The organism is Pseudaestuariivita atlantica (genome assembly GCF_001205715.1).
Classification (GTDB): Bacteria; Pseudomonadota; Alphaproteobacteria; order Rhodobacterales; family Rhodobacteraceae; genus Pseudaestuariivita; species Pseudaestuariivita atlantica.
Map to the genome: position 1 here is coordinate 44,308 of NZ_AQQZ01000010.1, position 7,192 is coordinate 51,499.

General features: G+C 66.1%; 5 protein-coding genes, 1 tRNA gene and 1 pseudogene. 4 read left to right on the plus strand and 3 right to left on the minus strand.

Annotated elements, in window-relative coordinates:
* On the plus strand, positions 1-1,419 hold the full coding sequence (locus ATO11_RS18275) for a dihydrolipoyl dehydrogenase family protein (protein WP_050532370.1): 1,419 nt from the start codon (positions 1-3) through the stop codon (positions 1,417-1,419).
* 51 nt (positions 1,420-1,470) lie between these two features.
* Positions 1,471-2,862, plus strand: a complete 1,392-nt coding sequence (locus tag ATO11_RS22430) for a sensor histidine kinase (RefSeq protein WP_050532371.1) — start codon at positions 1,471-1,473, stop codon at positions 2,860-2,862.
* Between the two features lie 49 nt (positions 2,863-2,911).
* Here ATO11_RS22430 and ATO11_RS22325 read toward each other — a convergent pair.
* Positions 2,912-3,757, minus strand: a pseudogene (locus ATO11_RS22325) (DMT family transporter); the annotation flags it as partial.
* A gap of 162 nt (positions 3,758-3,919) precedes the next feature.
* Between ATO11_RS22325 and ATO11_RS18290 the strand changes: the two are divergent.
* Positions 3,920-3,996, plus strand: a tRNA-Arg gene (locus ATO11_RS18290).
* Positions 3,997-4,064: 68 nt separating this feature from the next.
* Here the strand turns inward: ATO11_RS18290 and ATO11_RS18295 are convergent.
* On the minus strand, positions 4,065-5,294 hold the full coding sequence (locus tag ATO11_RS18295) for an aminopeptidase P family protein (RefSeq protein ID WP_050532373.1): 1,230 nt from the start codon (positions 5,292-5,294) through the stop codon (positions 4,065-4,067).
* A gap of 213 nt (positions 5,295-5,507) precedes the next feature.
* Positions 5,508-6,548: a hypothetical protein gene (locus ATO11_RS18300; protein ID WP_050532374.1), complete on the minus strand. Its 1,041-nt coding sequence runs from the start codon at positions 6,546-6,548 to the stop codon at positions 5,508-5,510.
* 279 nt (positions 6,549-6,827) lie between these two features.
* Between ATO11_RS18300 and ATO11_RS22215 the strand changes: the two genes are divergently transcribed.
* Positions 6,828-7,192 (plus strand): hypothetical protein (locus ATO11_RS22215; RefSeq protein WP_207382985.1); only part of this gene is annotated, 365 nt, incomplete at its 3' end.

Below are 7,192 nucleotides of genomic sequence, written 5' to 3' on the forward strand. Positions count from 1 at the left end.
ATGGAACGGATCAAGACGGACATACTGGTGATCGGTGCCGGGTCGGGCGGATTGTCGGTCGCTGCCGGCGCGGTGCAGATGGGCGCGGATGTCGTCCTGCTGGAAGGCCAAAAGATGGGCGGCGACTGCCTCAACTTCGGCTGCGTGCCCTCGAAAGCCCTGATCGCCAGTGGCAGGGCCGCCCACGGGATGGAAACGGCCGCGCAATACGGCGTCGCCTCGGTCACGCCCAGCGTCGATTACGCCGCGGCCAAGGACCACGTGCATGACGTGATCGCGCAGATCGAACCGGTCGACAGCCAGGAGCGGTTCGAAGGGCTGGGCGTGCGGGTGATCCGCGAATTCGGTCGCTTCATCGACGACCGCACGGTCGAGGCCGGGCCCTACCGGATCACCGCGCGCCGCATCGTGATCGCGACCGGTTCCTCCCCGCTGGTCCCTCCGATCCCCGGCCTTGATGCCGTCCCGTTCCAAACCAACGAGACCATCTTCGACCTGCGCGACCGCCCCGATCACCTGCTGATCGTCGGCGGCGGCCCGATCGGGATGGAAATGGCGCAGGCCCATGTCCGCCTTGGCTGCAAGGTCACCGTGATCGAGGGCGAAACCGCGCTGGGCAAGGACGACCCGGAAATGGCCGCCATCGTGCTCGACAACCTCCGCGCCGAAGGGGTGGAGATCGCCGAAGGCGCGCTCGCCTCCGAAATCCGGGGAAGCGACGGCGCGATCGAGATCGAGACGAAGGATGGCCGTACCTTCAAGGGCTCTCACCTCTTGATGGCCGTGGGGCGCAAGTCGAACACCGACCGGCTGGACCTTGACGCCGCCGGGATCGAAACGACCCGCACGGGGATCAAGGTGGACGACCGCCTGAAGACGACCAACAGCCGCGTCTATGCCATCGGTGACGTGGCGGGCGGGATGCAGTTCACCCATGTCGCGGGCTACCACGCGGGCATCGTCATCCGCTCTGCCGTGCTGGGCCTGCCGGCCAAGGCCAAGACCGCGCACATCCCGTGGGCGACCTATACCGACCCCGAGCTTGCCCAGGTCGGCCTGACCGAGGCGCAGGCGCGGAAGGAACACGGTGACCGCCTTGAAATTGCGCGCTTCCACTTCTCCCACAACGACCGCGCCATCGCCGAACGCAAGACGGCGGGGCTCATCAAGGTGATGGTGGTCAAGGGCCGCCCCGTGGGCGTGTCCATCGCGGGCCACCAGGCGGGAGAGTTGATCAACCTCTGGTCCCTGGTGATCGCCAACAACATGAAAATGAGCCAGGTCAGCGCGATGGTGTCGCCCTATCCCACCATCGGCGAGGTCAACAAACGCGCCGCGGGCGCCTATTTCTCGCCAAGGCTGTTCGAAAGTGACAAGGTCAAGGCGGTTGTCCGTTTCGTGCAAAGGTGGCTGCCCTGATTTGAGAACGCCGCCGGGCATGGTATCACCCGGCAAACCATCGGACCGCGCATGTTCAATTCCCTTTCCGGCCGCTTCCTGATCCTGACGACGGTTTTCGTCTTCCTCGCGGAAGTGCTGATTTTCGTCCCGTCGGTCGCGCGCTATCGCGAGGATTACCTGCTTTCGCGGCTGGAGCGCGCGCAGATCGCGTCCCTGACGCTGCTGGCCGCCGACATGATCGATGCCGACCTCGAAGAGGAACTGCTGCGCAATGCGGGCGTCTTCAACATCGTGCTGCGGCGGGACGAGGCGCGCCAGCTGATCCTGTCGGCGCCCATGCCGGTGCCCGTGTCGCAGACCTATGACATGCGCGACGCGCCCGCCATGCTGCTGATCCGGGACGCCCTGTCGCGCCTCGTCACTCCCGAACGCGAGATGATCCGCGTCATCGGCACGCCGGTGCAGGATGCGGGCCTCGTGATCGAGGCGACGATGGACAGCGCCCCCCTGCGCGCGGCGATGATTGATTACGGCCTGCGGATCCTCGCCCTGTCGGCCATCATCTCGATCTTCACGGCAACACTTCTGTTCCTTGCGGTGCGCGTGCTTCTGGTCAAACCGATCACGGGCGTTGTGGAACACATGCAATCCTATGCCGCCGCGCCCGAGGACGCCCGGCGCATCATCCAGCCGTCGGCCAGCGTGCGCGAGTTGCGCGAGGCGGAAGAGGCGCTGCAATCCATGCAGACGCAACTCACCGCCTCCCTGCGGCAGCGCGAGCGGCTGGCGCAATTGGGCGAAGCGGTCGCCAAGGTGAGCCATGACCTGCGCAACATCCTCACCTCGGCGCAGCTTTTCACCGACCGGATCGAGCAATCCGAAGACCCCGCCGTGCGCCGCATGGCGCCGAAACTGGTCAACTCGATCCGCCGCGCCGTCAGCCTGTGCGAATCGACGCTCGCCTTCGGCCGCGCCGACGAACCCGCGCCGAAACTGACCATCCTGTCTCTGTCCCACGTGGTCGACGACGTGTTCCAGTCCGAACGGCTTGCCGTGGGCGATTACGACCTGACCTTCGTGGACGAGGTGCCGCCGATGCTCGACGTGCGCGGCGACCCCGAACAATTGTACCGCGCGCTGGGCAACCTCGTTCGCAACGCGCGGCAGGTCATCATGGGCACCGGCAAGCCCGGCACCATCACCATTTCCGCCCGCGAGGATGACGCCAACTGGATCATCTGCGTGCGCGACAACGGGCCGGGTTTCCCGCCGAAAGCGCGGGAGAACCTGTTCAAGGCTTTCGCAGGCGGTGCCCGGAAGGGCGGAACCGGGCTTGGCCTGACAATCGTGCAGGAACTGATCCGCGGCCACGGCGGGTCCGTCGACCTGGTCGAGACGGGAGAGGAGGGGACGGTGTTCGAGATCTCGTTGCCCAAGGGGGCGCTGATTTCGCAGGTCTGAGTGCCGGGCGGGAAGGTTGCGCTTCCGACGACTGCGCCAGGACCACGCCCGTCAAGACAAGGACCAGCGCGGCAAGCCCGGCGGGGCTGACACTCTCTCCCAACCATATCGCGCCCATCAGCACGCCGAAGACCGGGATCAGGTTCAGGAACACGCCGCTGCGCCGCGCCCCGACAACCCGCGTGCCCAGCTGCCAGCACCAGAAGGCGGCCACCGACGCGCCCGCGCCAAGGTAAAGGACGGCGCCCACAAGTGCCGTGGGCCATGGCGTGGCTGGCCAGTCGGACATCACGGCGAACGGAGCCATCAGCACCACGCCGATCCACGTCGTCAGCGCCAGAACGATCACCGGGCGTTCTGCCTGCGCCAGCCGCGTGACAGCGACGGTATACCCCGCCCAGATCAGCGCCGCCGCCAGCACCAGCGCCGCGCCCGGCGCAAGGAACCCCGCCTGTCCGCCCGTCGGCCACAGCACCCCGCCCACGCCGATCACGGCAAGCGCCGCCCCGATCCAGACCCGGCGCGGGCAGCATCCGCCATGCCACACCCGCGCGATCACGATCACGCAGACCGGCGTGATCCCGAACAGGATGCCGGCCTCCCCGGCGCCAATCCGGCCAAGGCCGGCATAGAGGACGGTGTTGAACCCGACGACACCCAGCACGGCCAGCGCGACGAGGGCCCGCGCGTGACCGCGCAGCAGGAGCAGGGCCGCGCGCCTGTGCGTCACCAGCACGGGAGCAAGCAGAAGGGCGGCCACCACCCATCGCGCGAAATTCAGTGCCAGCGGGTCCAGCGCGTCATGCGCCGCGCGCCCCACGATGAAATTACCGGACCAAAGGAGCGGGGCGAGGGTCAGAAATACCCAGGCCCGCGCATGCGAGATACCTGACATGAGACTCACTGACGCGAACGAGAATGCATTGGTCTTGAATTGCAGGGATGATGCCCCGGCCCCATCGCCGCGCGCATCCCCCGATTGGGGTAAAAAGCCTTGCAGTCAGCGCGCCATTTCCGCTTGCAAAGCGCGCGGGCCGCGTCTATTTCACGCCCTCACGCACCGGTAGCTCAGCTGGATAGAGTACTTGACTACGAATCAAGGGGTCGGGGGTTCGAATCCTCCCCGGTGCGCCACTTCCCCCTGAACACTCCAGCACGTGTCGGCCCGGCCAGCCCGTTTGACCCGCCGGACCCTGTTGCCGTCAGCCGACCACGTTGTGATCCGGGCCGTAGGGGAAGCCGGTGATGTTCTCGTTGCCGTCCTCGGTGATCACCAGGATGTCGTGCTCCCTGTAACCGCCCGCGCCGGGCTGGCCTTCGGGGATCGTCAGCATCGGCTCCATCGAGATGACCATGCCGGGCTTCAGCACCGTGTCGATGTCCTCGCGCAATTCCAGGCCCGCCTCGCGCCCATAGTAATGGCTCAGCACGCCGAAGGAGTGGCCATAGCCGAAGGTCCGGTATTGCAGCAGGTCGCGCTCTGCGAAGAAGGTGTTGATCGCCTCGGTCACCTCGGCGCAGGAGATGCCGGGCTTCAGAAGGCTCATCCCGTATTCATGCGCGGCCACGTTCGCCTCCCAGATCGCGAGGCTGGCGTCATCCACCGTTTCCACGAACAAGGTGCGTTCCAGCGCCGTGTAATAGCCCGAGATCATCGGGAAGGTGTTGAGGCTCAGGATATCGCCGCTTTGCAGCCTGCGGCCCGTGACGGGGTTGTGCGCGCCGTCGGTGTTGATGCCCGACTGGAACCACACCCACGTGTCGCGGTATTCCGCATCCGGGAACCGGCGCGCGATCTCCAGCTCCATCGCGTCACGCCCGGCCATCGCCACGTCGATCTCCCGCGCGCCCGCGCGGATCGCGTCGCGCACGGCATAGCCGCCCACGTCAGCCGTCGCCGCACCGGCGCGGATCAGTTCGATCTCTGCCGGGGACTTGTTGAACCGCTGCCGCATGGTCGCTTCGGCGATGTCGACCGTGCCGGTCGGAGAGAGGAAAGCATCCATCAGGCCCATCTGCGCGATCGTGAGGTGATCGCCTTCGAACCCGATGACGCGCCCTGGCCCCGTCACCGAAAGGATCGCCCGCCAGTAATTGTTCCGCTGCCAGTCGGTATAGGTGATGTTGTCGCCGTAACAGCGCCGCCACGGCTGGGCCGCGTCGATCCCCGCGCTGAAGGTCACGGTATCGGTCGCGGTGACAACCTGCGCATAGGGCCGCCCGAAGGCGCAGTACAAAAAGCCCGAATAGTAGGCGATGTTGTGCATCGAGGTCAGCACGCAGGCGTCGACCCCGTGTTCGGCCATGATCGCCCGCAACCCGGCAAGCCGCGCCTCGTATTCGGCATCGGCAAAGGGCAGCACCTTGTCACCCTGGTGGAAGCGGTAGAAGTCCGGGCGCGCGTGCGCCGTGAAATTGGAAGCTGTGTCCATCGGTTCACTCCGTTACAAGCCGCATCGCGGTGGTGAGGAGTGCCCCTTTACGCCGGTCGCACCTTCCATCACCGCAGCCACGCGGCAAGGCAAGATCCCGGCGTTCAGGATGGTTGGTTGGGGACAGTCTGATTGCCTGCAATCAGCGACGACGCCATCGCCAGTCCCTGTCCATGGCGTAACCGAAGCGCTGCCGTCAGATCAAGCGTTTCGTCAGGCGCTGCGCCTGCGACCGGCGCGGGCCAGCTTCTCGGCCTCGGCGGCGTACCGCGCCGCCGCACGCTTGAACCCGCGCCGCAGGGGCGCTGTCAGCGGGTGCAACTCGGCGCAGGCCATGCCGTTGCGGCACAGGGCCGCCGCGAAATCCGGGTGCCGCCCCACGTCGTCCCGTTCGATGATCTTGGCGCGCGAACGATAGCCGCGCTTCTCGGTCTCCCGCTGGATCAGGTCCAGCCGCTGCAGGATGTGGAACGTCGTGTAAAGGCCGAGATAGGAAAGGTAGTCATCCACGTCGCCCACGTCGTGGTCGGGCAGCATGGATTCCAGCAGGGTGAACATCTCGGTCGCCGGCACCGGCCAGCTTTCATCGCCGATCAGCCACGCGATGTCCTCTGCCCCGTGGCGCATCCCGCAATATTCGAAATCGAACCAGCACAGGCGCCCGCGCATGTCCCGCGCCGCGTTGCCCGAACGGCAATCCCATTTCAGGAACTGCACCGGCGCGGCGCGCAAGGCATCGATGGCCGCGTCGTGGTTCAGCATCGGCACCCGCTCGCGGTCGTGCTCTTCAAGGTTCCGCGTGGCACCCACCATCGCCGCGACCCAGTCCCGCGACTGGCCAAGCGGTGGCACCGGCACGTCCGCCAGCGCGATCCGCGCCGCCGACTGGATTTCGAGGATCGAGGCCAGCGCATCCCGCGCCAGCACCCGCTGTCCCTCCTTGTCCGCGGTCCAGGCCAGCTGGCTCAGCCGCCGCCCGCCCACGTCGCTTTGCAGCAGGACGTCGTCCTGCAGGCCGAGGAAGGTGGGCACATGCCGCGTCCGCGCCGACAGCGCCTTCAGCACCGCCGCCTCAAGATGGGTCCGCCGGAAGTTGGGGCGCTTGGTCGCGATGATGGTGCGGTCCTTCAGGATCACGCGGCAACTGGCGCGCGCCGAACCGCCCGGCGTATCGATCGAACGCACCGTTTCGCCCAGCAGGTCTTCGACCACCTGGATGATGCGTTTTTTCGAGCTGGAGCGGCGTTCAGACATCAATCATTCTTTCCTGCACGTAAACAGACATGCGAGCGCGGCGCGCGTGTGACCGAAGTATGACCGATTCGTGACAAGGAGAGGGTTTCACAAATCGCAGTGTTTTTCATGCTGAAACAATAAGTCTGCGTTCCCGCGATTGCGTGTCGGCAAAAGGTTAATAAACCCCTCGATTGCTGCGTTTTCGTCGAAAAACTTTCACAAAATGAACCCTCCGGCCATCCTTTCGGTAGCGCCTAACGATTAGGCATTTCGAATTTTTGGAGAGGAGCGACAGCCATGTCCGACACCCAGATGGACTCCGCAGATTTTGGCACCGACACGTATTACAACGGTGGCGTTGAAGGCGATGACCTGAGCACGTGGTTCGAAGCGAACTACGGCGGAGGCGTCGACGACAAGGACGATGGCAAGGGCTCCGGCGGCACCGCCGGCACCGGTGGTTCTGGCGGCTCGGGCGGTTCGGGCGGCAGCAAGGGTACCGGCGGGTCCGACGGCTCGGGTGGCACGAAGGGCACCGGCGGGTCCGGTGGCTCGGGTGGCTCGGGTGGCACGAAGGGCACCGGCGGGTCCGGTGGCTCGGGTGGCACGAAGGGCACTGACGGGTCCGGCGGCTCGGGTGGCACCGGCGGGTCTGGTGGCTC

Excerpts from the sequence above, each read along its gene's own strand:
- ATO11_RS18295 (WP_050532373.1), bottom strand. The coding sequence starts at position 5,294 with ATGGACACAGCTTCCAATTTCACGGCGCACGCGCGCCCGGACTTCTAC.
- ATO11_RS18275 (WP_050532370.1), top strand. The coding sequence starts at position 1 with ATGGAACGGATCAAGACGGACATACTGGTGATCGGTGCCGGGTCGGGC.
- ATO11_RS18300 (WP_050532374.1), bottom strand. The coding sequence starts at position 6,548 with ATGTCTGAACGCCGCTCCAGCTCGAAAAAACGCATCATCCAGGTGGTC.
- ATO11_RS22430 (WP_050532371.1), top strand. The coding sequence starts at position 1,471 with ATGTTCAATTCCCTTTCCGGCCGCTTCCTGATCCTGACGACGGTTTTC.